General features: G+C 71.9%; 23 protein-coding genes. 19 read left to right on the top strand and 4 right to left on the bottom strand.

Annotated features, from left to right (window positions below):
- Positions 1-4: 4 nt before the first annotated feature.
- The 8 genes from ACSQ11_RS17295 (at position 5) to mutM (ending at position 6,712) form a co-directional block, all read left to right on the top strand.
- Positions 5-2,230: an ATP-dependent DNA helicase RecG gene (locus ACSQ11_RS17295; RefSeq protein WP_436007811.1), complete on the top strand. Its 2,226-nt coding sequence runs from the start codon at positions 5-7 to the stop codon at positions 2,228-2,230.
- A gap of 4 nt (positions 2,231-2,234) precedes the next feature.
- Positions 2,235-2,798, top strand: coding sequence for a 16S rRNA (guanine(966)-N(2))-methyltransferase RsmD (rsmD, locus tag ACSQ11_RS17290; RefSeq protein WP_436007809.1), 564 nt, complete (start codon positions 2,235-2,237; stop codon positions 2,796-2,798).
- A gap of 34 nt (positions 2,799-2,832) precedes the next feature.
- On the top strand, positions 2,833-3,465 hold the full coding sequence (locus ACSQ11_RS17285) for a hemerythrin domain-containing protein (protein ID WP_436007807.1): 633 nt from the start codon (positions 2,833-2,835) through the stop codon (positions 3,463-3,465).
- A gap of 48 nt (positions 3,466-3,513) precedes the next feature.
- Positions 3,514-4,017 carry a pantetheine-phosphate adenylyltransferase gene (gene coaD / locus ACSQ11_RS17280; protein WP_436007805.1) on the top strand — a complete coding sequence of 168 codons (504 nt, stop codon included), beginning with the start codon at positions 3,514-3,516 and terminating at the stop codon, positions 4,015-4,017.
- A 211-nt stretch (positions 4,018-4,228) separates the two neighbouring features.
- Positions 4,229-4,810: a YceD family protein gene (locus tag ACSQ11_RS17275; RefSeq protein WP_436007996.1), complete on the top strand. Its 582-nt coding sequence runs from the start codon at positions 4,229-4,231 to the stop codon at positions 4,808-4,810.
- Position 4,811: 1 nt separating this feature from the next.
- Complete coding sequence (gene rpmF / locus ACSQ11_RS17270; RefSeq protein WP_436007803.1) at positions 4,812-5,006, top strand: 50S ribosomal protein L32; 195 nt, start codon at positions 4,812-4,814, stop codon at positions 5,004-5,006.
- An 11-nt stretch (positions 5,007-5,017) separates the two neighbouring features.
- On the top strand, positions 5,018-5,791 hold the full coding sequence (gene rnc / locus ACSQ11_RS17265; RefSeq protein WP_436007801.1) for a ribonuclease III: 774 nt from the start codon (positions 5,018-5,020) through the stop codon (positions 5,789-5,791).
- A gap of 18 nt (positions 5,792-5,809) precedes the next feature.
- Positions 5,810-6,712, top strand: coding sequence for a bifunctional DNA-formamidopyrimidine glycosylase/DNA-(apurinic or apyrimidinic site) lyase (gene mutM / locus ACSQ11_RS17260; RefSeq protein WP_436007799.1), 903 nt, complete (start codon positions 5,810-5,812; stop codon positions 6,710-6,712).
- Here mutM and ACSQ11_RS17255 read toward each other — a convergent pair.
- Both ACSQ11_RS17255 and ACSQ11_RS17250 read right to left on the bottom strand, forming a co-directional pair.
- Complete coding sequence (locus tag ACSQ11_RS17255) at positions 6,654-7,100, bottom strand: DUF1801 domain-containing protein (RefSeq protein WP_436007797.1); 447 nt, start codon at positions 7,098-7,100, stop codon at positions 6,654-6,656. The genes mutM and ACSQ11_RS17255 overlap by 59 nt on opposite strands.
- On the bottom strand, positions 7,097-9,058 hold the full coding sequence (locus tag ACSQ11_RS17250) for an acyltransferase family protein (RefSeq protein WP_436007795.1): 1,962 nt from the start codon (positions 9,056-9,058) through the stop codon (positions 7,097-7,099). Before ACSQ11_RS17250 ends, ACSQ11_RS17255 begins: the two co-directional genes overlap by 4 nt.
- Positions 9,059-9,132: 74 nt before the next feature.
- Here ACSQ11_RS17250 and ACSQ11_RS17245 point away from each other — a divergent pair, with 74 nt between their 5' ends.
- The 3 genes from ACSQ11_RS17245 to smc all read left to right on the top strand — a co-directional run bounded on the left by ACSQ11_RS17245 (position 9,133) and on the right by smc (position 13,582).
- A complete protein-coding gene (locus ACSQ11_RS17245) occupies positions 9,133-9,456 on the top strand; it encodes an acylphosphatase (RefSeq protein WP_436007793.1) in 324 nt (107 codons plus the stop codon).
- Positions 9,457-9,561: 105 nt separating this feature from the next.
- Positions 9,562-9,849 carry a chorismate mutase gene (locus tag ACSQ11_RS17240; RefSeq protein WP_436007791.1) on the top strand — a complete coding sequence of 96 codons (288 nt, stop codon included), beginning with the start codon at positions 9,562-9,564 and terminating at the stop codon, positions 9,847-9,849.
- 148 nt (positions 9,850-9,997) lie between these two features.
- A complete protein-coding gene (smc, locus tag ACSQ11_RS17235) occupies positions 9,998-13,582 on the top strand; it encodes a chromosome segregation protein SMC (protein ID WP_436007789.1) in 3,585 nt (1,194 codons plus the stop codon).
- A 9-nt stretch (positions 13,583-13,591) separates the two neighbouring features.
- Here the strand turns inward: smc and lepB are convergent, their stop codons facing one another.
- Positions 13,592-14,299 carry a signal peptidase I gene (gene lepB, locus ACSQ11_RS17230; protein ID WP_436007787.1) on the bottom strand — a complete coding sequence of 236 codons (708 nt, stop codon included), beginning with the start codon at positions 14,297-14,299 and terminating at the stop codon, positions 13,592-13,594.
- 97 nt (positions 14,300-14,396) lie between these two features.
- Between lepB and ACSQ11_RS17225 the strand changes: the two genes are divergently transcribed.
- The 6 genes from ACSQ11_RS17225 to ACSQ11_RS17200 are packed head-to-tail and all read left to right on the top strand — an operon-like array spanning position 14,397 to position 20,058.
- Positions 14,397-14,678 carry a hypothetical protein gene (locus ACSQ11_RS17225; RefSeq protein ID WP_436007785.1) on the top strand — a complete coding sequence of 94 codons (282 nt, stop codon included), beginning with the start codon at positions 14,397-14,399 and terminating at the stop codon, positions 14,676-14,678.
- Complete coding sequence (locus ACSQ11_RS17220) at positions 14,678-16,639, top strand: M13 family metallopeptidase (RefSeq protein WP_436007783.1); 1,962 nt, start codon at positions 14,678-14,680, stop codon at positions 16,637-16,639. The genes ACSQ11_RS17225 and ACSQ11_RS17220 overlap by 1 nt, the downstream gene beginning before the upstream one ends.
- Positions 16,640-16,661: 22 nt before the next feature.
- On the top strand, positions 16,662-17,864 hold the full coding sequence (gene ftsY / locus ACSQ11_RS17215; RefSeq protein ID WP_436007781.1) for a signal recognition particle-docking protein FtsY: 1,203 nt from the start codon (positions 16,662-16,664) through the stop codon (positions 17,862-17,864).
- Complete coding sequence (locus ACSQ11_RS17210; RefSeq protein WP_436007779.1) at positions 17,864-18,613, top strand: maleylpyruvate isomerase N-terminal domain-containing protein; 750 nt, start codon at positions 17,864-17,866, stop codon at positions 18,611-18,613. The genes ftsY and ACSQ11_RS17210 overlap by 1 nt, the downstream gene beginning before the upstream one ends.
- A gap of 45 nt (positions 18,614-18,658) precedes the next feature.
- Positions 18,659-19,135 (top strand): hypothetical protein, encoded by a 477-nt coding sequence (locus tag ACSQ11_RS17205; RefSeq protein ID WP_436007777.1) that lies wholly within the window; start codon positions 18,659-18,661, stop codon positions 19,133-19,135.
- On the top strand, positions 19,132-20,058 hold the full coding sequence (locus ACSQ11_RS17200) for a hypothetical protein (RefSeq protein WP_436007775.1): 927 nt from the start codon (positions 19,132-19,134) through the stop codon (positions 20,056-20,058). The genes ACSQ11_RS17205 and ACSQ11_RS17200 overlap by 4 nt, the downstream gene beginning before the upstream one ends.
- On the opposite strand, the gene ACSQ11_RS17195 is transcribed toward ACSQ11_RS17200, so the two are convergent.
- Positions 19,991-20,383, bottom strand: a complete 393-nt coding sequence (locus tag ACSQ11_RS17195) for a thiol-disulfide oxidoreductase DCC family protein (protein ID WP_436007773.1) — start codon at positions 20,381-20,383, stop codon at positions 19,991-19,993. The two genes, ACSQ11_RS17200 and ACSQ11_RS17195, sit on opposite strands and share 68 nt — an antisense overlap.
- A gap of 174 nt (positions 20,384-20,557) precedes the next feature.
- Between ACSQ11_RS17195 and ACSQ11_RS17190 the strand changes: the two genes are divergently transcribed.
- Complete coding sequence (locus ACSQ11_RS17190; protein WP_436007771.1) at positions 20,558-21,991, top strand: ammonium transporter; 1,434 nt, start codon at positions 20,558-20,560, stop codon at positions 21,989-21,991.
- Positions 21,988-22,326, top strand: a complete 339-nt coding sequence (locus tag ACSQ11_RS17185; protein WP_436007769.1) for a P-II family nitrogen regulator — start codon at positions 21,988-21,990, stop codon at positions 22,324-22,326. The genes ACSQ11_RS17190 and ACSQ11_RS17185 overlap by 4 nt, the downstream gene beginning before the upstream one ends.
- Positions 22,327-22,355 lie beyond the last annotated feature (29 nt).

Raw genomic sequence — 22,355 nt, 5'->3', positions numbered from 1 at the left:
CCCGGTGTACTCGGAGACCACCCCGCTCTCCAAGGTCCTCGGCAAGCGCGAGGCCACGAAGTTCCGGACCGCACGCGGCATCACCACCGTCGGCGACCTCCTGGGCTACTGGCCCCGGCGCTACCAGTCGCCCGAGAGCAACCTCGCCGCCGCGACGATCGGCTCCTACATCGTCGCTGTGGCCGAGGTGAAGTCGGCGACGACGCGCACGATGAAGGCCCGACGGGGTCGCATGCTCCAGGCGGTCATCACCGACGGCAGCAAGGACCTCGAGATCACCTTCTTCTCGGCGCACGGCCACGAGGGCAAGCTCGTGCCGGGCACCCGGGCGCTGTTCGCCGGCAAGGTGTCGTCGTTCAACAACCGGCTCCAGCTCGCGCACCCCGGCTACTCGCTGCTCAGCGACTTCGACCGTGGCGAGCGTCGCGACCTCATCCCGATCTACCGCGCCGTGGGCAACCTCCACACGTGGACGGTGACCGAGTGCGTGCGGATGGTGCTCGACCTGCTCGACGAGACTCCCGAGGCGATCCCCGAGCCGATCCTCGACCGGCGCGACCTCATGGACCGCACCGCGGCGCTGCGCGGCATCCACACACCGGCGTCGACCTCCGAGGTGGATGCTGCGCGCCGACGCATGTCCTACGAGGAGGCGTTCGTCCTCCAGGTCGCCCTCGCGCAGCGCCGCGCCCGGCAGGCGCAGGAGTCGACCAAGGCCCGCGTGCCCCGACCCGGTGGGCTGCTCGACGCGTTCGACGCCCGGCTCCCGTTCAGCCTCACCGACGGCCAGCGTGAGATCGGCGAGACCCTGGCCACCGAGATGGCCCGCGACGTGCCGATGCACCGGCTGCTGCAGGGAGAGGTCGGCTCCGGCAAGACCGTCGTCGCCTTGCGGGCGATGCTCGCCGCGGTCGATGCCGGCGGACAGGCAGCCCTGCTCGCACCCACCGAGGTCCTCGCCGCCCAGCACCACCGCTCGATCACCGCGATGCTCGGCGACCTCGCCGAAGGCGGGATGCTCGGCGGGAGCGACATCGGCACCCGCGTCACGCTCCTCACCGGCAGCATGCCAACGGCGTCGCGGCGCAAGGCCATGCTCGACATCGCCAGCGGCGACGCGGGCATCGTCATCGGCACCCATGCCCTCATCCAGGAGCACGTGAGCTTCCAGGACCTTGCCCTCGTCGTCGTCGACGAGCAGCACAGGTTCGGTGTCGAGCAGCGCGACGCGCTGCGCAGCAAGGCTGCCCAGCCTCCCCACGTCCTCGTCATGACGGCCACCCCGATCCCGCGCACCGTCGCCATGACGGTCTTCGGCGACATGGAGACGTCGACACTGAGCGAGCTGCCCGCCGGGCGCGCGCCCATCACGACGCACGTCGTCCCCGAGGGCAAGCCCGGCTGGCTGCAGCGCACGTGGGTGCGCGTCGCCGAGGAGGTGGCGCAAGGTCGTCAGGCCTACGTCGTCTGCCCGCGCATCGGCGACGACGACGAGCCCGACGACGACACAGAGATCTTCGACGCCGACCCGAGCAGCGGGGTCGACGGCGGCGACGCCGACCCCGGTGACGACGGCGGACCCGACGACGGCGACGGCGACCGTGAGGCCCCGCCGCGCCCGCTCGCCTCGGTGCACCGCGTCCACGCCGACCTCGTCGCCAACCCCGCACTCGCCGGGCTGCGCATCGAGATCCTGCACGGTCGTCTCCCCGCGGAGGACAAGGACGCCGTGATGCGCGCGTTCGCCGTCGGCGAGATCGACGTGCTCGTGTCGACGACCGTCATCGAGGTCGGCGTCGACGTCCCCAACGCCAGCGTCATGGTCGTCATGGACGCCGACCGCTTCGGGGTCTCCCAGCTGCACCAGCTCCGCGGCCGGGTCGGTCGTGGTGGCCTCCCCGGACTCTGCCTGCTCGTCCACGCCGGAGCCCCCGACACACCCCACGAGCGGCTCGACGCGGTCGCCGCGACGACCGACGGCTTCGAGCTGTCCCGCATCGACCTGCGGCAGCGTCGCGAAGGAGACATCCTCGGCTCGTCGCAGCACGGTGTGCGCAGCCAGCTGCAGTTCCTCCATGTCCTCGAGGACGAGGACCTCATCGAGGCCGCGCGCGAGGACGCCCACGGCGTCGTCACCGACGACCCCGACCTCACCGCCCACCCCCGGCTCGCCGCGCTCGTCTCGGCGCGGGTCGACGCCGAGCAGGCGGCATACCTGGAACGAGGATGAGGACGTGACCCGCATCATCGCCGGCACCGCCGGTGGCCGAGAGCTCCGGACCCCACCCGGTCGCGGGACGCGTCCGACGAGCGACCGCGTCCGCGAGGCGCTCTTCTCGGCGCTTGAGGCGCGTGACGCGCTGGCCGGCGCGCGCGTCATGGACCTGTATGCCGGCTCCGGCGCCCTCGGTCTGGAGTCCGCCAGCCGTGGCGCGGCCGAGGTCACGCTCGTCGAGTCGGACCGGCCGGCGGCGTCGGTCATCAGGGACAACGCGGGCCGGCTCGGTCTGCGCGCCACCGTCCTGCCGATGACGGTGGCGTCGGCGCTCGGTGGCGCCCCGCGGCCGCTGGACCTCGTCTTCCTCGACCCGCCCTACGACCTCGGCGAGGAGGCCCTCGCCGGCAACCTCGCGACCTTGGTCGAGCGGGGCTGGCTCGACGACGACGCGCTCGTCGTCGTCGAACGCTCGAAGCGCTCGGCTGAGCCGACCTGGCCCGAGGGGCTCGTGCCCGAACGCGTCAAGAAGTACGGCGAGACCGTGATCTGGTACGCCGTCCGGACCGTCGGGTCCCAGTGACCCGAAAGCGCTTCTGATCAGCCAGAATGCGGGGATGAGCGACTACGAGATCCCCCGTCCGACCAGTGGTGACGTCCTCGACCTCATCCTGGCCGATCACCGTCTGTTCGAGGACCTCATCCGTGAGGCCCGCCGCAACGACTCCGACCGCGCCGCGGCACGCACGGCACTTGCCGAGCTCATCGTGGCCCACGGCGAGGCCGAGGAGGAGAAGGTCTACCCGACCCTGCGCACCAAGGGGGCCATCGGGGAGCACGAAAAGGAGCACGGCGAGGAGGAGCACGCCGAGATCAACGAGGCGCTCGTCGCCTTCCTCGAGGCCAAGGGCACCGACACCGAGAAGTACGACAACGCCCTCGAGGAGCTCGCCACCGTCCTCAACCACCACGCCAACGAGGAGGAGCAGACGATCGTCAACCCGGCGCGCGAGGACGTCGCGGAGGACGTGCGCGCCGAGCTGGGCGTCGCCTGGGCCACCCGGCGCAACGAGCTGCTCGAGCAGGGCTGCGCCAGCCTCGAGCAGGTGCAGGCCCTGGTCCGCCGCGCGGAGAAGGAGGGCGTCCTCGCCTCGCCGAAGGCGCGCGAGGAGGCCGACGCGATCAAGGAGGACGCCAAGGAGGAGGCCAAGGAGGTCGAGGAGGCCTCCAAGGAGAAGGCCAGGGACTGAGGTGCGGCGGCCCGGGCCGGCGACGTCCCAGTCAGTAGGGTGACGCGCGTGAGCGACAACATCAGGCGCGCCGTCTGCCCGGGCTCGTACGACCCGATCACCGTCGGGCACGTCGACGTCCTCGTCCGGGCCGCAGCGCTCTACGACGAGGTCGTCGTCGCCGTCCTGCACAACCCGGCGAAGTCCGGCACGTTCGACGTCGAGGAGCGGATCGGGTTCATCGAGCGGGCCCTGCCCGCCGAGGCCGCCGCGCACGTGCGGGTCGAGGCCTTCGCCGGACGCCTGCTCGTCGACGTGTGCCGCGACGTCGGCGCCGACGTCATCGTCAAGGGGCTGCGGGGCGGCACCGACTTCGCCTACGAGCTCCCGATGGCGCTCATGAACCGGCATCTCACCGGGGTCGAGACGGTGTTCCTGCCCGGGGCGCCCGACCTCGAGCACGTGTCGAGCTCGCTGGTCAAGGAGGTCGCGCGGTTCGGGGGAGACGTCGCCGGGCTCGTCCCCGACGAGGTCCTCGGCGCACTGAAGGCGAAGTTCGCCACCGGCGCCTGACCCGCGCGGGGTGGGCGCGGGTCCCATGCTCTGCATGGGCCGGCATACGACGGCGTCCGCAGGAGTGGTCGAGAAGGTGACCACCGGTACGGACGCACCGGGAGCGACGGCTGACCGCATTTGGGCAGGCGGCACCCCCTCCGGTACCTTTGACCTTCGGTCTGCGTCAGCCGTGACGACCGACCGAACCACTCGACCTAGGCATGAGGAAATGAACCGTCTCGATCCTCGGTCTCCTCTGGTGCTCGACACCAAGGAGGTCGGCCGGCGACCCGGCTCGATGGCGGAGCTCTCTCGTGAGGTCGAGGCACCAGCCGAGTTCGGCACGGAGGTGCTGCGCGTCGCCGAGGGGGAACCCTTGGACCTGGACGTGCGGCTCGAGTCCGTCGTCGAGGGCGTCCTGGTCACCGGTTCGGTCCAAGGAACGGCGACCGGCGCCTGCGTGCGGTGCCTGGACCCGATCAGCCACGACGTGGATGCCCGGTTCCAGGAACTGTTCGCCTACGCCGATCGCAACGCCCACCACCAGGAGGTGGGCGACGAGGACGCAGCCGGGGAGTACCTCATCGAGGACGGTCTCATCGACCTCGAGCCGGTGCTCCGGGACGCGGTGGTGCCTGCACTGCCGTTCCAGCCCGTGTGTCGCCCGGACTGCCCGGGGTTGTGTTCCGAATGCGGAATCCACCTCGCGGAGGACCCGGGTCACGCACATGACGTGATCGACCCCAGGTGGGCGGCGCTCACGGACCTCGGGTCCGAGCCGTCCGCGAAGCAGACAGAGAAGAGGACCTGACGTGGCTGTTCCGAAGCGGAAGACGTCGCGCTCCAACACGCGCCACCGCCGTGCCAACTGGAAGGCCACGCCGGTCACCCTGACCACGTGCCCCCAGTGCAAGGCCCCCATGCAGCCGCACGTGGCCTGCCCGTCCTGCGGCAGCTACAACGGCCGCCAGTACGGCGTGGCCGAGCGCACCGAGCACCAGGGCTGAGCCCACTCCTCATGGGGAGGGGCACGCAGCGCCCTGCGGCGCTCACGCCGCTGCGCCCCGTCGATGAGCTCCACCAGCACCTCACCGAGGTGACTGGTGGAGACATCGACGAGGCGCTGCTCGGTCGTGCCCTGACACATCGGTCGTACGCGTACGAAGCCGGGGGGATCCCGCACAACGAGCGCCTCGAGTTCCTCGGGGACTCGGTGCTCGGCCTCGTCGTCACCGACACGCTCTACACGACGCACCCCGACCTCACCGAGGGCCAGCTCGCCAAGCTGCGGGCCGCCGTGGTCAACATGCGTGCCCTCGCGGCGGTGGGGCGCACCCTCGGGCTCGGGGACTACCTCCTGCTCGGTCGGGGTGAGGAGTCCACGGGCGGTCGCGACAAGGACTCGATCCTCGCCGACACCGTCGAGGCCGTCATCGGTGCGACCTACTCCAGCGCCGGCATGCCCGCCGCCGCCGAGCTCGTGCACCACCTGCTCGACCCGCTCATGGCGCGGTCGGCCACCCTCGGCGCCGGACTCGACTGGAAGACCAGCCTGCAGGAGATCTGCGCCCTGCACTCCGCCGGTCCGGTCGAGTACTCCGTGCAGGAGGAGGGCCCCGAGCACTCCAAGACGTTCACCGCCCAGGTGCTCGTCGACGGCGTCGAGCACGGCAGCGGCGTCGGTCGCACGAAGAAGGACGCCGAGCAGCAGGCCGCCGCCCAGGCGTGGCAGGCGCTGCGCGACCGCCACGGCGACGGCCTCTCGACCGCCCCGCTGCCAGACCTCGGCTGACCGCGAGCGACTGCACCCGTGCCCGAGCTGCCCGAGGTCGAGGTCGTCCGACGCGGTCTGGCTGACCACGTCGTCGGACGCCGCATCACCACGGCCTCCTTCACCGGCGCCCGCGTCGCGCGCCGGCACGTCCCGGGCCCGGCCGACCTCGCCGACCGGATCGCGGGGTCGACGGTCCTTCAGGCACGGCGGCGAGGCAAGTATCTCTGGCTCGTCCTCGCCGAGGACCGCGACGAGACCGACCGCGAGTCGGTCTCGGCGATCGGTCTCATCGCTCACCTCGGCATGAGCGGCCAGCTGCTCGTCGAGTCGAGCGAGGCACCGGACGAGAAGCACCTGCACGCCCGGTTCACCTTCGCGGACGGCGACCCCGAGCTGCGATTCGTCGACCAGCGCACCTTCGGCGGCTTCGCGCTGGACGAGCTCGGCGACGACGGCGTGCCTCACCAGATCCGGCACATCGCACCCGACCCCTTCGAGACGGCCTACGACCAGGCCGCCGTGGTCCGTCGCATCAAGGCGAGCGACAGCGCGGTCAAGCGGATGCTCCTGCACCAGGGCGTCGTCTCGGGCGTCGGCAACATCTATGCCGACGAGGCGCTGTGGCGCGCGCAGGTCCACGGGGAGCGCCCCGGGAGCAGCCTCACCAAGCCGACGATCTCACGCATCCTCGACCACGCTCGCGATGTCATGGCGGCGGCACTGCTCGAGGGCGGGACGAGCTTCGACGCGCTCTACGTCAACGTCAACGGTGCCTCCGGCTACTTCGACCGGTCGCTGCACGCCTACGGCCAGGAGGGGGAGCCGTGCGACCGGTGCGGAACCCCGATCCGGCGCGAGCAGTTCATGAACCGCTCGTCGTTCAGCTGTCCGCGCTGTCAACCGCGTCCGCGTGGTTCTCGGCCCACGACAGCGCGATGAGGGCGCGCAGCGCGCTGGGGTCGACCGCGTCGAGGGCCTTGAGGTAGAGGCAGCCCTTGCCGGTCGTGTGCGGACCGAGCTGCTCGAGCAGCTCGGCGTGCGACCCCCCGAGGGTGAGGCCGTAGAGGACGAGCGCCGCCCTGCGGGCGGCGAGCCCGACCGCGAACCACTCGCGCTGCCTGCCGTCGGCGGTGGTGTAGGGCTGGCGGCCGAAGCCGACCATCGAGCTGCCCCACATCACCGGCTCGGCGCCGGTGACCTCGCGCATCAGGGCCACGACCGACTGTGCGTCCTCACGCCGTCGTGCGGGGACGATGCCGGCGAGGTGGGTCTCGACGTCACCGGACCCGGGCCGGGTGACGCGGTCGCCGTGGTCGGGCGTCGTCACGGGAGCGGGAGCTCCTTGAGCGTCACGGCTCGTCCCGTATGCCGTTCGCTCAGGTCCGCGAACGCCTGCCGGATCGTCTTGGCGTAGAGGTGGGCGCCGACGAGCGAGGGGTGGATGCCGTCGGACTGCAGCTGCCCGGTGGTGTCGTCGAGCGCGGCGTCCCAGTCGGCGACGGCGACGTTGTCGCGGCCCTTGGCGAGCTCCCTCAGGGCGGCGTTGTCGCCGGCGATCCGGTTGAGCTTGCCGTGCAGGGTGACGAGCACGACCATGCGGTCGGGACCGAGGGCGTCGAGCGTGGCGCGTGCCGTGTCGAGGTCGGTGCCGGCGTTGGTGCCCAGGGCAAGGACGACGGCCCGACGGGTGCCGGCGCCACGTGCGGTGACGACCTTGAGCCCTTCGGACCACTGCCGGTTGGAGCGGGCGTCCATGCGGATGCCGGGGAAGTAGTAGCGCAGGGCGTGGACGCTGCCGACCATCATCGAGTCGCCATAGCCGTCGATCTCGGCGCCGGTGGGCATCGCCCACGTCTGCTTTCCCGCCGCAGGCCTCGTCGAGGCGGCGGACTTCGGTGGCGCCGGCGTCGCCCCCGTGGTGCCGGAGCCGGTCGTGCCACCCGAGGCGGCAGCGCTCGGCCCGACCCGGGCCGCAGCGGCGTTGGCGTCGAGGATCTGCTCGACGCGGGTGCGGGTCGGCGCGGTGAGCAGGACGGCGGTGAGGGCGACGGCGAGCACAGCGATGCTCGCCCAGACGACACGCGCGGTGCGGGTGCCGGCGTACCGGATCGTGTGGAGCGCGTGGCGCGCCGTGCCCCGGAAGCCGCGACGACGGACAGGGGTCTCGATGAAGCGGTAGGACAGGTCCGCGACGGCCACGGTGACGACGACGCACCACAGGCGCGACCAGAGGTAGTCGTCGGCGGTGCGCTCGGCCCAGGCGAGGTCGGCCTCGACGATGAGGATGACCGGCCAGTGCCAGAGGTAGAGGCCGTAGGAGCGTTCGCCGACCCAGCGCAGCACGGGCAGGTCGAGCACCGAGCGCAGGGGAGTGGGCCGCTCGATGACTCCGAGCACGAGGACGGCGGTGGCGAGCGAGGCGAGCAGGATGCCGCCGCGGAAGGTGAACGCCGTCGACTCGTCGAGCAGGCCGACGAGCGCGACGAGCACGACGGCCGCGCCGGCGACGACGGGAACGCGGACCCGCTGCCACCCCGGGGTCGATGTCCAGGCCCGGTGCGGCGCGGCCCACGCGAACGCCAGCGCCGCTCCGAGCATGAGGCCCATGAGGTGGGTGTCGGTGCCGTAGTAGACGCGGGTCGCCCCGAGCGAGGGGTCGAAGCGCACGGCCATGAGGACGGCCGAGGTGACGGCGAGGGCGACGGCGACGCCGGCCCGCGCCCGGGACGAGGGGGCGAGACGCAGCAGCACGAGCGCAACCACCGGCCACACGAGATAGAACTGCTCCTCGACCGCGAGCGACCACAGGTTCATGAGGAGCTGCGGCGCGGTGCTGTGGAAGTAGTCGGACCCGGCGGCGATCTCGAGCCAGTTGCTCGTGAAGGTCAGGGCCCCGAGCGACTGCCGGCCGATGCCGACGAGCAGGTCGCTCTCGGCGACTCGGGCCAGCAGGATGACGCTCGGGACGAGGACGAGCAGCGCGGGGAGCAGGCGGCGGGCGCGGCGGGTCCAGAAGCCGCGCAGGTCGACCCGACCCTCGCGGGCGTGCTCGCGCACGAGCAGCGTGGTGATGAGGAACCCGGAGATGACGAAGAAGACGTCGACGCCCAGGAACCCGCCGGGCAGCCAGCGCGGGTCGAGGTGGAAGAGGAGCACGGCGACGATCGCCACCGCGCGCAGGCCGTCGAGACCGGGGATGCGGCCGCCCGGACGCGATGCGGCCGCGCCCGGCGGGGGTGCGGAGGTCGCGGCCCCGGGCCCGATCGACGGGCTGTCCACGCTCATGCCCTCAGGTTATGGAGGCCCACCGACAGGGGCGTGGAGGCGCGCTGGGAAGGGGGCGACCTACGATCGGCGCCATGGAGACCAGCCTGGACCCTCGCGACGACGGCCTGCAGCCGGTCCGCGTCACCGTGAGCGTGCGGGGGCGCGTGCAGGGCGTAGGGTTCCGCTGGTGGACGCGTGCCCGTGCCCTCGAGCTCGGCCTCGCCGGCTCGGCCCGCAACACCGACGACGGGCGGGTCGAGGTCGTGGCCCAGGGGTCGCGTGGCGCCGTCGAGCGGCTCGTCCGGCTCCTGTCCGAGGAGCCGTCGACGAGGCACCGTCCGGGGTCCGTCGTCTCGGTGTCCACGCCCCTGGAGAGCGAGCCCCGTGCCGGCGTCACGGGGTTCGTCGAGAGGTGAGCGGAACCCCGGCAGGTGGCCGCGGGCACCGTGCTCGAACGGTCCGGCATACCGGGTCGTGGGACGTGGGGGACCCGGAGCGGCGCACGTTCCTACGATGGGTCGATGAGCGACGTCCCTCCCGAGCTGGTCCGCCTCCGGTCGAGCATCGACAACATCGACGCGGCCCTCGTACACCTGCTCGCCGAGCGGTTCAAGTGCACCCAGCAGGTCGGTGAGCTCAAGGCGACCGAGGGCCTGCCGCCCGCCGACCCTGCCCGCGAGGAGCGCCAGATCACTCGGCTGCGGGCGCTGGCCGACGAGAGCGGGCTCGACCCGGAGTTCGCCGAGAAGTTCATCAACTTCGTCATCGCCGAGGTCATCCACCACCACGAGTCGATCGCCAAGGGCTGACCGCCCTCACCGGCGTCGGAGTCCCACCAGCCACTGCCGTCACAGGCAACGCAGGGTCTCCCGCACGTCCCGGGCGGGCCGTGCCCCCGCCGGTACAGTGACGGCGTCGTCCCGTCCGCATGTCCCCAGAAGAACCGAGAGCCACCGCGTGTACGTCAAGAGCCTGACCCTCAAGGGGTTCAAGTCCTTCGCCTCGGCCACGACCATGCGGCTCGAGCCCGGCATCACGTGCATCGTCGGACCCAACGGCTCCGGCAAGTCCAACGTCGTCGACGCCCTCGCCTGGGTCATGGGGGAGCAGGGCGCCAAGACGCTGCGCGGCGGCAAGATGGAGGACGTCATCTTCGCGGGCACCGCCGGTCGCCCGCCGCTCGGCCGCGCCGAGGTGAGCCTGACGATCGACAACACCGACGGTGCGCTGCCGATCGACTACACCGAGGTGACGATCACCCGGACGATGTTCCGCAACGGCGGCTCCGAGTACGCCATCAACGGCACTCCCAGTCGCCTCCTCGACATCCAGGAGCTCCTCTCCGACAGCGGCATCGGCCGCGAGATGCACGTCATCGTCGGGCAGGGCCAGCTCGACGCCGTGCTCCGCGCGACCCCCGAGGAGCGTCGCGGCTTCATCGAGGAGGCCGCCGGCGTCCTCAAGCACCGCAAGCGCAAGGAGCGCGCGCTGCGCAAGCTCGACGCGATGGAGGCCAACCTCACCCGCGTCCACGACCTCACCGGCGAGATCCGGCGCCAGCTCGGCCCGCTCGGTCGCCAGGCCGAGGCCGCGCGCAAGGCCGCCGTGATCCAGGCCGAGGCGCGCGACGCCCGGCTCCGCCTCCTCGCCGACGACCTCGTCCAGCTCACGTCGACCCTCGAGCAGGAGGTCGCGGACGAGACCGCGCTCATCGAGCGCCGCACGACCGTCGAGAACGCCCTCGAGTCGCTGCGCTCGCGGATCACTGAGATCGAGCGCCAGGCCGCCGACGCCGCTCCCGAGCTGGGGCGCTCGCAGGACCGCTTCGTCCGGCTCCAGTCGCTGCGCGACCGCCTCGAGTCCACGGCCTCGGTGGCCCGTGAGCGCGTGCGACTGCTCAGCCAGGACGACGTCGACGAGACGACCTCGGGACGCGACCCCGAGGAGCTGCGCGCCCAAGCCGCCCAGGCCCGCGAGGCCGAGCAGAAGCTCGCCGCCGAGGTCGCCACCGCGGCCGAGCAGCTCGCCGCCGCCGTCACCGCCCGCGAAGCAGCCGAGAGCGCGTATGCCGGTGAGCAGCAACGCTTGTCGCGTCTGGCTCGCGCTGCCGCCGACCGTCGCGAGGGGTTGGCCAAGCTCGCCGGCCAGGTCGGTGCGCGACGCAGCCGGATCGAGGCGGGGGAGGCCGAGATCGGCCGGCTCCGCGGGATCATCGAGGCCTCGCTGGCGCGTGCGACGGAGGCCGAGCAGGAGTTCGCCCGACTCGAGGGCACGGTCGCCCACGACGAGGAGGGCGAGGAGGGCCTCGACAGCGCCTACGAGACCGCCGCCGAGGAGCTCGCCACCGTCGAGACCAGGATCGCCGAGCTCGAGACCGTCGAGCGCGAGGCCGAGCGCGAGCGTTCGTCCGCCGCCGCCCGCGTCGAGGCGCTCGAGCTGAGCCTGCGCCGCAAGGACGGCGCGGCCGCGCTGCTCGCCGCGTCCGAGGGCTCCGGGGACGGCGACCGTGACCACGGCATCGTCGGCACCGTCGCCTCGCTGCTCCAGGTGAGCGGCGGGCACGAAGGTGCCGTCGCGGCAGCGCTCGGCTGGGCGTCCGAGGCGCTCGCCGTCGGCACCGCCCAGGACGCCGCCCGTGCGGTCACCACCCTCCGCGAGGAGGACCACGGCCGCGCCACCCTGCTCGTCGGCGACACCGCCGCCCCGTCGGACCGTTCGCGCTGGCCCGCGCTCGACGGCTCGGCCGTCTGGGCGCGTGACGTCGTCGACGCTCCCGGCTCCGTGCGTCCGGCCGTCGAGCAGCTGCTCGACCTCGTCGCCCTCGTGCCGAGCGCGGAGCACGCCCTCGCACTCGTCGCCCGGGGTGAAGGCATCACCGCGGTGACCGCCGACGGCGACGTCTTCGCTCCGGGGTGGGTCCGCGGCGGCTCGAGCAGCGGCCAGTCGCTCCTCGAGGTCCAGTCGGCGCTCGAGGACGCCCAGTCGGCAGCAGCCGCCGCGACGACCAAGGGGGAGCAGGCCCGCTTCGCCCTCGTCGCCGAGCGCGAGAAGGCCGCCTCCGTCACGGCCCGTGTCGAGGCCGCCCTCGAGGCGCTGCACGACAGCGACGCCCGCATGGCCGCCGTCGCCGAGCAGCTCGGCGGTCTCCAGTCGACGATCCGCACGAGCCGCGCCGAGGTCGAGCGCACCGAACGCACCATCGCCGACGCGGAGTCCGCGCTCGAGACCGACCGCCTCGAGGAGGCCGCCCTGTCGGCGCGTCTCGAGGAGGCCAGCGGCGAGCCGACCGAGTCCGAGGAACCCTCGACCGACGAGCGCGACGCTCTCGAGCTCGCCGCCAGCCGCGCCCGTACCGCCGAGACCGAGCTGCGCCTCACCCTGCGCACCAAGGAGGAGCGGGCCCGCTCGCTCAAGGGACGCGCGGACTCGCTCGAGGGCGCTGCCCGCAACGAGATCCAGGCCCGCGAGAAGCTCCGCCAGCGCCAGGAGCGCCGCCGTCGAGAGGCGACCATCGCCGACGCGGTGAGCCAGGCCGCGGCATACGCGACCGAACGGATGGCGACCGCGCTGGTCCGGGCCGCGCGGCTGCGCGACGAGGCCGAGGTCGAGCGCACCCGGCGCGACGCCGCCGTCCGCGAGCTGCGCACCGAGATGGGCACGCACCAGGACGAGCTGCGCGACCTCACCGACTCCGCCCACCGTGACGAGGTCGCCCGTGCACGCCAGGTCGCCCGGATCGAGCAGCTCCAGACCAAGGCGGTCGAGGAGCTGGGGATGGATCCGGACGTCCTCATGGAGGACTACGGACCGCACCAGCCGATCCCGTTCATCGCCGGGCCCGACCACCAGGGCGACGTGCCGATGCCCTCGGCGTTCGTGCGCGACGACCAGGAGAAGCGGCTGCGCCGGGCCGAGCGCGGACTGTCGGCGTTGGGTCGGGTCAACCCGCTGGCGCTCGAGGAGTTCGCGGCGCTCGAGGAGCGGCACAAGTTCCTCACCGAACAGCTCGAGGACCTCAAGAAGTCCAAGCGCGACCTCCTCGACATCGTCAAGGAGGTCGACGAGCGGGTCGAGCAGGTCTTCACGCAGGCCTACCACGACACCGCGGAGCAGTTCGAGCGCGTCTTCCAGCGGCTCTTCCCGGGCGGCTCGGGACAGCTCGTCCTCACCGACCCCGCCGACATGCTCACGACCGGCATCGAGGTCGAGGCGCGTCCGCCCGGCAAGAAGGTCAAGCGCCTGTCGCTGCTCTCCGGTGGCGAGCGCTCGCTCGTCGCGGTGGCCCTGCTCGTCGCGATCTTCAAGGCGCGGCCCAGCCCGTTCTACATCATGGACGAGGTCGAGGCCGCCCTCGACGACACCAACCTCGGCCGGCTCATCACGCTCTTCGAGGAGCTGCGCGACAGCAGCCAGCTCATCGTCATCACCCACCAGAAGAAGACGATGGAGATCGCCGACGCCCTCTACGGCGTGAGCATGCGCGGCGACGGCATCACCACCGTGGTCTCGCAGCGCATCCGCGACGTCGCCGCCACCGCCTGAGGGGCCGGGTCAGCGCTGGTTGACGAAGCCGAACGTGCTGAGCGGCCAGATGCGGAAGACCACGGGGCCGACGACACGGTTCATCGGGACGAACCGCGCGCAGCCCTCGGCCTCGGTGCCGCCACGGCAGTTGACGACGGAGTCGGCCGACTGCGACCGGTGGTCACCGAGGACGAGCAGCCGGTCGGACGGGACGCGGATCTCGGGGAAGCAGCGTGAGGACCGCGGCGAGGTCTCGCAGGTGAGGTCGGACGGACGGAACTCGTGGTCCTCGAAGACGTAGTCCTCGTCGAGCGCGTCGCCGTTGACGACGACGTGGCCCTGCGAGTCGCAGCACCGCACCCGGTCGCCGGGCATGCCGATGACGCGCTTGACCGTGTAGGCCGAGCTCGACGGACCGATGCCGGTGACGTCCCCGACCTTGCGCACCGCGTCCTTGACGACGTTGCCGGTCGGCCGGAGCCGGGCGTCCTGCCAGTTCTCACCGTGCGAGAAGACGACGACGTCGCCGCGCTCCACGGTGGAGTCGGTGCGGTTGACGACGATCCGGTCGCCGATGCGCAGCGTCTCCTCCATCGACTGCGACGGCACGCCGAACGGCTTGACGACAAAGCTCTGGACCAGCGCGACGACGACCACGGCGAGCAGGATCTCGAAGCCCACGGGAAGCCTGCGACGGCGGCGCTCGGGGGCCGCGTGCGGGGTCGTCAGGGTCACCGGGCGAGCCTACGTCGTGCGGCGGTGGGGCGCGCGCCCTGACCACGCGCGGGGTGTCGTTTTGATAGGTCGGGTCCTCATAGGACACCCTTGAGGCATGGTCGCCCTCATCATCGGCATGCTCATCTGCGTCGGACTCGCCCTCGCCGTCGTCGCCCTCGTGGCGATCCCGGCCCGGCGACAGGGGCGCGACATCCTCACGCCCAAGGGCGAGGAGGTCGTCATCGCGCTCAAGGAACGCCAGCAGTCGGCCCGCCAGCGCCTCGAGCGAGACGACGAGGCCGCACCGGCCGAGGGCGGCCCCGCCGCCGAGGCTCGCCCGGTCGACGGTGCCCCCGACGCGCCCGCAGTCCACGCCGACGCCGGCGCGCGTTCCTGATGCGCTCGGGGATCGACCTCACTGCCGGCGACCCCACGGTCCGCCCCCAGGACGACCTCTTCGGACACGTCAACGGCACCTGGGTCAAGCAGACCGAGATGCCCGCCGACCGCGGCCGCTACGGCAGCTTCGACCAGCTGCGCGAGAAGGCCGAGGAGCGCGTCCGCGACATCATCACGCAGGTCGCCGATGGCAGCCCCGAGGCCGGCACCGTCGCACGCAAGGTCGGTGACCTCTACACCTCGTTCATGGACGAGGCCCGCATCGAGGACCTCGGCGCCGCGCCCCTGGCGCCCTTCCTCACCGCGATCGACGACGTGTCGAGCCCGAGCGACGTCATGGCGGCGCTCGGCAGGTTCCTGCGCGCCGGGGTCGACGGGCTCGTCCACCCCATCGTCAACACCGACGACCGCGACTCCAGCCGCTACGTCGTCTACCTCGAGCAGGGCGGCATCGGCCTTCCCGACGAGGCCTACTACCGCGACCCGCAGCACGCGGCGATCCGTGCGGCGTACCCGGGTCACCTCGCGCGGATGCTCACCCTCACCGGTGTGTATGCCGGTGACGCGGCCGCCGCTGCCGCCGACCGGGTCGTCGACCTCGAGACCCGCATCGCGGCCTCCCACTGGGACCAGGTCGCCAACCGCGACGCGGTGAAGACCTACACGCTCGTCGACCGTGACGGTCTGGCCGAGCTGACCCCCGGTGTCGACTGGGACGCCTACCTCGCGGCTGCGCAGGCCCCCGCCGGCGCCTTCGACCAGGTCATCGCGCGCCAGCCCGACCACCTGCGGTCGATGGCCTCGGCGCTCACCGAGGTCGACATCGCCACCTGGCAGGACTGGCTGCGCTGGCGGGTCGTGCACGCCCTTGCCCCCTACCTCGCCGATGCCGTCGTCGCCGAGAACTTCGACTTCTACGGCCGCACGCTCTCCGGCGTCCCGCAGATCCGCGACCGCTGGAAGCGTGGCGTGGGACTTGTCGAAGACGCGCTCGGTGAGGCCGTCGGGCAGCTCTACGTCGAGAAGCACTTCCCGCCGCGCGCCAAGGAGCGGATGGTCGAGCTCGTGGCCAACCTCGTCGAGGCGTTCCGCCGCGACTTCGAGGGCCTGGAGTGGATGGGCGTCGAGACCCGCCGCGAGGCGCTGGCCAAGCTCGGGTCGTTCACCCCCAAGATCGGCTACCCCGACCGGTGGCGCGACTACTCCTCGCTCGAGGTCGACGCCGCGGACCTCGTCGGCAACGTCGCCCGGGCCTCGGCCTTCGAGGTCGACCGCAACCTCGCCAAGCTCGGCGGACCGGTCGACCGCGACGAGTGGTTCATGACCCCGCAGACCGTCAACGCCTACTACAACCCGGGTCTCAACGAGATCGTCTTCCCTGCGGCCATCCTCCAGCCCCCGTTCTTCGACGTGGACGCCGACGACGCCGTCAACTACGGCGGCATCGGTGGCGTGATCGGCCACGAGATCGGTCACGGCTTCGACGACCAGGGCTCGCAGTACGACAAGGACGGCAACCTCCGCAACTGGTGGAGCGACACCGACCGGGCGAACTTCGACGAGCGCTCGCAGCGGCTGATCGCCCAGTTCGACGCCCTCGAGTCGCGTGACGCCCCTGGCCACAAGGTCAACGGCGCGCTCACGGTCGGCGAGAACATCGGCGACCTCGGCGGGCTGACGATCGGGCACGCGGCATACCGGATCTCGACCGAGGGGAGCGACGCTCCCGTCATCGACGGGCTGACCGGCGACCAGCGCTTCTTCTTCGGCTGGGCGCAGGTGTGGTGCGGCATGGCTCGCGAGGCCGAGGCGGTCCGCCTCCTCGCCATCGACCCGCATGCGCCGATGGACCTGCGCGCCAACGCGGTGCGCAACCTCACCGAGTTCCACGAGGCGTTCAACGTCCAGGAGGGCGACGGCATGTGGGTCGCCGAGGACGAGCGGGTCCGCATCTTCTGAGGGCGGGTGCGAGGATGGCGACGTGAGCGCCATCGACACCTTCTGGGAATTCTTCGCCGTCGCGGTCGGCCTGCTGGTCGTCCTCGGAGGCCTCGCCGCGACCTTCCTGCGAGGGCGGGGCGGAGCCACCAAGGACCTCCCACGGGAGCGTCCGACGACGCCGTCCGCGCCTGCCCCGACGGCCGATGAGGAGCGTGAGGACCGGGCGGAGGGATCCGTCGACACGCTGCCCGGTCCGACCACCGACGACACCGTCGAGGAGACGCTCCCGCCGGTCACCGTCCCCGAGGTCGAGCGCCCGGAGGCGCCGCAGACCCGTCTGCAGCGGCTGCGGGCACGGCTGGCGCGCTCCAACACCGCTCTCGGTCAGGGGCTCCTGGCGCTGCTCTCGCGCGGCGACCTCGACGAGGCCGCCTGGGAGGACGTCGAGGACACGCTCCTCACCGCCGACCTCGGCGTCGAGGCGACGACCGAGCTCGTCGACTCGCTGCGCACCAAGGTCAAGGTCCACGGCAACGCCGACGAGGCGACCGTCCGAGGCTGGCTGCGCGAGGAGCTCGTGACGCTCGTCGACCCCTCGATGGACCGTTCGGTCGCCTCGTCCCGCGTCGACGGACGTCCCGCCGTGATCGTCGTCGTCGGCGTCAACGGCACCGGCAAGACCACCACCGTGGGCAAGCTCGCCCGCGTGCTCGTGGCCGAGGACAAGGACGTCGTCCTCGGTGCGGCGGACACCTTCCGGGCTGCCGCGGCCGACCAGCTCCAGACCTGGGGCGAGCGCGTCGGGGTGCCCACGGTCCGCTCGGACCGCGAGGGCGCCGATCCCGCGGCCGTGGCCTTCGACGCCGTCAAGGGAGCCGCCGAGCTCGAGGCCGACGTCGTCATCATCGACACCGCAGGGCGCCTCCACAACAAGGTCGGCCTCATGGACGAGCTCGGCAAGGTCAAGCGCGTCATCGAGAAGCAGAGCCCGATCGACGAGGTCCTGCTCGTCCTCGACGCCACGACCGGCCAGAACGGCCTGCGCCAGGCCGAGGTGTTCAGCCAGGTCGTCGGCATCACCGGCATCGTCCTCACCAAGCTCGACGGCACCGCCAAGGGCGGCATCGTCGTCGCGGTCCAGCGCAAGCTCGGGGTCCCGGTCAAGCTCATCGGGCTCGGTGAGGGTCCCGACGACCTCGCGCCGTTCGATCCCGAGGGCTTCGTCGACGCCATCATCGACTGATGGCGGGCAGCGACCGTCCTGACGGCCCGGCCACCGGCGGCGTCCAGGGCACCCCCCACAGCTCCGACGCCCCTGTCGGCCCGGTCGTGCCGGTCGACCCCGTGGCCCGGCGCAGGCAGGGCGCCGCGCTGCTCGCGTGCGGCGAGGTGACCCTGCGGCTCGCCTCCCGCCCGGAGGTCGCGGCAGCCTGGGACCGGGAAAGCGCGTGCGCCGGCATGAGCGTCGGAGGGCTGACCCACCACACGCTGGCCCAGCTCGGCCACGTGGCCCGCGGACTCGCCGCTCCGGCACCCGCCGACGCACCCGTCATCGCCCTGCTCGACCACTACACCCGCGCCCCGTGGGTCGAGGCGTCGCGTCGCGGCGAGGTCGACCCCGAGCAGAACCGCACCGACGACGAGGCGGCGAGGGTGGGTCAGGAGGCCGTGGTGGCTCAGGCTCGCGACCACCTCGAGGCGCTGCCCGAGCTCCTCGCCCGGCGGCGCGACCCCGACGTCATCCACATCCCGTGGCAGGGCTGGTCGCTGCCGACGACCGAGCACCTCGCGACCCGGATGATGGAGATGGTCGTCCACGGCGACGACCTCGCGGCGAGCGTCGGGCTCGACACCCCCGAGCACGAGCCGGCCGTCGTCGACACGGTGCTCGGTCTCCTCACCGGGGTGTCCCTGCGGCGGCACGGCCAGGTCGCCCTCGTCCGGGCCCTGAGCCGCCCCCAACGTTCGACGGGCGACGTCTCGGCCTTCTGAGCGAGCCGTCACGGGTGGCGCACGGGTGCGCGTACCCTCTCCGCCATGGGCGTGGGGGCGACGAGGCATGACGTGGTGCGGCTGAGCGGGCCGAGCCGGCTGTGGCGGTCGCTGCTCACCGTCGCGCTGCTCGTCCTCTTCTGCGCCGGGTCGCTCGTGGGGAACGACCACTGGTGGCCGTTCAGCCCGTGGCGGATGTTCGCGACGTCGCAGGCGGCCACGGGGTCGGTCTGGTCGACGGGCATCGAGGTCCGCACCGCCGACGACGTGGACACCTGGGTGCCCGCACGGCTCACGCCCGAGAACGTCGGGCTCAACCGTGCCGAGGTCGAGGGTCGGATCCCGCAGATCGAATCCGACCCCTCACGGCTCGGCACCCTCGCCGAGAGCCACGCCAGGTTGCGCCCCTCCGCGCCGCAGTGGGTGGGGCTCAGGGTCGTGCGCCACAAGATCATCGTCGTCGAGCGCGAGACCACGGGTGAGGTCGAGACCGACGTGCTCGCCGAGTGGAGCGCGCGATGACCCGGCTGCGCGACTGGCTCTTCGCACCGATGCCGCTGGCCCGGGTGGCAGTGCTGCGCGTCCTCGTCTTCGCGTTCGTCGTCGTCGACGTCCTCCTGCTCCACACCTCCGGCTGGTACCACGGCGAGGCCGACCCCGTCTGGTACGAACCGCTCGTCATGGGCCAGGTCCTGCACCTGCCACCGGCGTCGGTGCTCCTCGTCGAGGTCCTCAAGTGGGGCTGCGTCGGCGCGGCCCTGCTCGCGATGACCGGTCGGGCGCCGAGGCTGCTCGGCTGGACCGTCGCGGTCGGCTGGATCTGGTACCAGTACGTCGCCTTCAGCTACGGCAAGGTCGACCACGACCGGGCCGACTTCGTCGTGGCGCTGGCGCTGCTGCCGACCGTCGGCATCGCGCACCTGTCGGACCGGCGCCTGTCAGAGGCGGCCGGCTTCGCGCTGCGTGCCGTGCAGATGGCGGCCGTCGCGACGTACTTCCTCTCGGCCTGGGCCAAGCTCCGCTTCGGCGGCCTCGAGTGGGTCAACTCGGCGACGATGGTGCGCGCCGTCGTCCGTCGCGGCACCCCGTGGGCGCAGTGGCTCCTCGAGATCCCGTGGACCCTGCACTGGTTCCAGTGGGTGCTCATGGCGGCGGAGATCACCGCGCCGGTGATCTTCCTGCTCTCGGAGAAGTGGCGCCGGCGTGCGGTTGCGGCGTGGTTCGCCTTTCACGCGATGACGTATGCCGCGATCACGATCGCGTTCTGGCCGCACCTCGTGATGATGCTCGCGTTCCTGCCGCTCGAGGAGTACGCCGACCGGCTGCGTGCGTGGTGGTCGCGGACCCGGGTGGGGGAGCGGGTCGCCGACCGCAGGCTCAGCTCGGGCGCTGAGCCGCCGGGAGCGAGCACGCCGGCGTCCCGCCCGGGAGCCGGTGCCGGTTGAGCGCCACCCATCGGTAGACCAGCCCGGCCAAGGCGTTGACGCCCGGCACGAGCATGAGCGCGCCGAGCGGCTTGAAGGGTGCCTTGCCGGCGAGGAGCACGCGGGCCACGGCGTCCTGCGCCGAGCTCACGCGGCCGTCACGGCCGACCCACTGCAGGGCCTCGTCGCACTGCTCGGGCGTGAGGCCGAGGCTCGGGAGGTCGGCATCCTGGTAGGCGGAGACGGTGAAGTCGCCCTGCCGGCGCCGCACGGTCGTGGTCACGACCCGGGACAGCTTCGTGCACACACCGCAGTCACCGTCGTAGATCAGTATCGAACCGGCCATGGCCCAAGTCTCGCACCGGCGAGCCGGGCCGCGGACGTGAGCACCCGGCATACCGGCGTCGTTCGTGACCGGGGAGCGCTCGAAACACACTTCTTACGTCACGCGACGAGGTGCAACGTGGCTGTAACACAACGCGAGGCGAGGTGAAACGGCCCGCTCGCAGACTCCTTCCCCATGAGCCCAACTCTCCTCCCCGCCGCGGCCGAGCCCGCGATCGACGCATCGGCGACGGCCTTCGTCCTCCTCTGCGCCTCCCTGGTGCTGCTGATGACGCCCGGCCTCGCCCTCTTCTACGGCGGCATGACGCGCGCCAAGTCCGTCCTCAACATGATGATGATGTCGTTCGGCGCCATGGGCGTCGTCGGCGTCGTCTACGTGCTGTGGGGCTACTCGATGTCCTTCGGTGGCAGCAACATCGGCGGCATCATCGGCAACCCGTTCGAGAACTTCGGACTCAAGGGTGTCGTCGGTGACGCGACCGGAGCCACGGTCGACGCCAACGGCACGGCGATCATCGACGTGTTCGGCGCCGACGTGTGGATCCCCGAGGTCCTCTTCGTCGGGTTCCAGCTGACCTTCGCGATCATCACCGTCGCGCTCATCAGCGGCGCCATCGCCGACCGTGCCAAGTTCTCGACCTGGCTGCTCTTCACCGGCCTCTGGGTCACACTCGCCTACTTCCCGGTCGCCCACATGGTGTGGGGCGGCGGCCTGCTCAGCGGCTCCGAGGGCGGCCTGTCAGCCAAGATCTTCGGCGCCACCGACGGCGTCGCCAACGTCCTGCCGATCGACTTCGCCGGTGGCACGGTCGTCCACATCAACGCCGGTATTGCCGGTCTCGTCCTGGCCCTCATCGTCGGCAAGCGCCTCGGCTTCGGCAAGACCGCGATGCGGCCGCACAACGTCCCGCTCGTCATGCTCGGTGCCGGACTGCTGTGGTTCGGCTGGTTCGGGTTCAACGCCGGTTCCGAGCTCGCCGCCGACGGCCTCTCGAGCCTCGTCTGGGTCAACACGACCGTCGCGACCTGTGCGGCGATCCTCGGCTGGCTCGTCGTGGAGAAGGTGCGTGACGGCCACGCCACCTCGGTCGGCGCCGCCTCGGGTGTCGTCGCCGGTCTGGTCGCCATCACCCCGGCCTGTGGCGCGCTCTCGCCCGTCGGCTCGATCGTCCTCGGCGCCGTCGCCGGTGCGCTCGCGGCCCTGGCGGTCGGCCTGAAGTTCCGCTTCGGCTACGACGACTCGCTCGACGTCGTCGGCGTCCACCTGGTTGCTGGCCTCTGGGGCACCGTCGGTGCAGGCCTGCTCGCCACCTCGGGCGGCCTGTTCTACGGTGACGGCGTCAAGCAGCTCGTCGTCCAGGTCCTCATCGCCCTCGCGTCGCTCGTCTTCTCCGCGATCGTCACGGCCGTCATCGGTCTGGCGCTCAAGGCGACCGTCGGGTGGCGCGTCACCGACGACGACGAGGTGGCCGGCATCGACCAGGCCGAGCACGCCGAGTCCGGCTACGACCTCGTGGCCCGCGGTGGACGCCTCGGTGTCACCTCGACCGGTCCGCAGACCGACGCCCGTCACGCCGACGAGCTCACCTCCGAAGGAGTCAAGGCATGAAGCTCATCACCGCCATCATCAAGCCCCACCAGCTCGACGCGGTGAAGGAGGCCCTGGAGGCCTACGGCATCTCGGGCATGACCATCAGCGAGGCCTCCGGCTACGGCCGCCAGCGCGGTCACAGCGAGGTCTACCGCGGCGCCGAGTACACCGTCGACTTCGTGCCGAAGCTCCGCCTCGAGGTGCTCGTCGACGACATGGACGCCTCCAGCGTCGCCGACGTCATCCTCAAGTCGGCCCAGACCGGTCGCATCGGCGACGGGAAGATCTGGACCCAGCCGGTCGAGGACGTCATCCGGGTGCGCACCGGAGAACGCGGCACCGAGGCGATCTGACGGACCCACGACTGATTGCCCCATTGGGC

Origin of the sequence: Knoellia sp. LjRoot47 (assembly GCF_964253435.1) — a bacterium.
Lineage (GTDB): Bacteria > Actinomycetota > Actinomycetes > Actinomycetales > Dermatophilaceae > Knoellia.
Note: the sequence above shows the minus strand (reverse complement) of the source record. Positions and strands in the feature narration are given on the sequence as shown.

Excerpts from the sequence above, each read along its gene's own strand:
- ACSQ11_RS17285 (WP_436007807.1), top strand. The coding sequence starts at position 2,833 with ATGAGCGACTACGAGATCCCCCGTCCGACCAGTGGTGACGTCCTCGAC.
- ACSQ11_RS17275 (WP_436007996.1), top strand. The coding sequence starts at position 4,229 with ATGAACCGTCTCGATCCTCGGTCTCCTCTGGTGCTCGACACCAAGGAG.
- rnc (WP_436007801.1), top strand. The coding sequence starts at position 5,018 with ATGGGGAGGGGCACGCAGCGCCCTGCGGCGCTCACGCCGCTGCGCCCC.
- ACSQ11_RS17250 (WP_436007795.1), bottom strand. The coding sequence starts at position 9,058 with ATGAGCGTGGACAGCCCGTCGATCGGGCCCGGGGCCGCGACCTCCGCA.
- ACSQ11_RS17245 (WP_436007793.1), top strand. The coding sequence starts at position 9,133 with ATGGAGACCAGCCTGGACCCTCGCGACGACGGCCTGCAGCCGGTCCGC.
- ACSQ11_RS17240 (WP_436007791.1), top strand. The coding sequence starts at position 9,562 with ATGAGCGACGTCCCTCCCGAGCTGGTCCGCCTCCGGTCGAGCATCGAC.
- ACSQ11_RS17225 (WP_436007785.1), top strand. The coding sequence starts at position 14,397 with ATGGTCGCCCTCATCATCGGCATGCTCATCTGCGTCGGACTCGCCCTC.
- ACSQ11_RS17220 (WP_436007783.1), top strand. The coding sequence starts at position 14,678 with ATGCGCTCGGGGATCGACCTCACTGCCGGCGACCCCACGGTCCGCCCC.
- ACSQ11_RS17210 (WP_436007779.1), top strand. The coding sequence starts at position 17,864 with ATGGCGGGCAGCGACCGTCCTGACGGCCCGGCCACCGGCGGCGTCCAG.
- ACSQ11_RS17205 (WP_436007777.1), top strand. The coding sequence starts at position 18,659 with ATGGGCGTGGGGGCGACGAGGCATGACGTGGTGCGGCTGAGCGGGCCG.
- ACSQ11_RS17200 (WP_436007775.1), top strand. The coding sequence starts at position 19,132 with ATGACCCGGCTGCGCGACTGGCTCTTCGCACCGATGCCGCTGGCCCGG.
- ACSQ11_RS17195 (WP_436007773.1), bottom strand. The coding sequence starts at position 20,383 with ATGGCCGGTTCGATACTGATCTACGACGGTGACTGCGGTGTGTGCACG.
- ACSQ11_RS17190 (WP_436007771.1), top strand. The coding sequence starts at position 20,558 with ATGAGCCCAACTCTCCTCCCCGCCGCGGCCGAGCCCGCGATCGACGCA.
- ACSQ11_RS17185 (WP_436007769.1), top strand. The coding sequence starts at position 21,988 with ATGAAGCTCATCACCGCCATCATCAAGCCCCACCAGCTCGACGCGGTG.